This is a genomic window from Aeromicrobium sp. PE09-221 (assembly GCF_002174305.1).
Taxonomy (GTDB): Bacteria; Actinomycetota; Actinomycetes; order Propionibacteriales; family Nocardioidaceae; genus Aeromicrobium.
Genome location: NZ_MIJB01000057.1, coordinates 1 through 859 on the forward strand (window position 1 = coordinate 1; position 859 = coordinate 859).

Consider the following 859-nt stretch of genomic DNA (forward strand, 5'->3'; position numbering starts at 1 on the left):
GAATCCTTCTCGCTCGGCGCGTGTCATCGTCTCCGCGACCTGTCGAGCGTCGACCTGCCGGGGTAGACGTGATCGCCACAGCCAAGTCTCGACCTTGCCCAGCCCAGGGGCCACGCCTTCTGCCGTCAGCGCACGGACCGTCTCCACCGCGCCGGCGCGGGCGAGCACCCGACCGGTCAAGACGTCCCCTGGGTCGACGATGAATGCTCCGGCCACGCGTCCGGACCGCTCGCCTGTGGCTAGCGCGCTCAACTCGTTCATCACCGCATCCCTTCGTCGATACCGCGAAGGTGAACGGGCATGCCCTGGGCAGTGGAGCGGTCCTGTCTCGGGTCTCGCTGTGGTGCATTTAGCGGGGCCGGGTTCGGTCCCTTTTTCGGTCCCGTTTTGCGTCCGGGGTCCACGGGTTGTCACGTTTCTACCCGTAGTTGTTGTATGCTGGGGGTGTCCGAAATCCTTGGAATGACGCGAGGAATCGGGCGGAGCACGTAGTGGCACGGGAGGCCGGACTCAATCAGTTGTTCTAGGTTCGAGTCCTAGTACCCCAGCCATCTCTCCCCGTTCTGTCGTGAACCCATGACCGTGCGACGCATCGTCCCCGATGTGCCGGCATCCGTCGAGTTCTACTCCGGTCTGCTGGGTATGGAACCCGTCATGGATCACGGGTGGATCGTGACGCTGGCCGATCCGGGCGACCCGGCACGGCGGCTGAGCGTGGCTTCCCGGGACGCGTGGAGGGCCGGGCCCTGGCCCTCAGATCCCCAGGCCGTGTCCGGCGATCCCTGACGCTGCCGGCGAACAACGCCACGGGCCCCTCGCTACGTGGGGGACACCCGGCCGGTATGGCTTCGCTGCGGCG

At 66.6% G+C, this 859-nt stretch carries 2 protein-coding genes; one reads left to right on the forward strand and one right to left on the reverse strand.

The window, feature by feature from the left end:
* The coding region (locus tag BHE97_RS19195; protein WP_201791549.1) for a hypothetical protein at window positions 1-261 on the reverse strand (261 nt) is incomplete at its 3' end.
* Window positions 262-576: 315 nt separating this feature from the next.
* On the opposite strand from BHE97_RS19195, the gene BHE97_RS19200 reads away from it, so the two are divergent.
* A complete protein-coding gene (locus tag BHE97_RS19200) occupies window positions 577-786 on the forward strand; it encodes a hypothetical protein (RefSeq protein ID WP_087625642.1) in 210 nt (69 codons plus the stop codon).
* Window positions 787-859: the final 73 nt, after the last annotated feature.

What these genes read in the sequence shown, in the direction of transcription:
- BHE97_RS19200 (WP_087625642.1), top strand. Translation starts at nt 577, where the DNA reads ATGACCGTGCGACGCATCGTCCCCGATGTGCCGGCATCCGTCGAGTTC.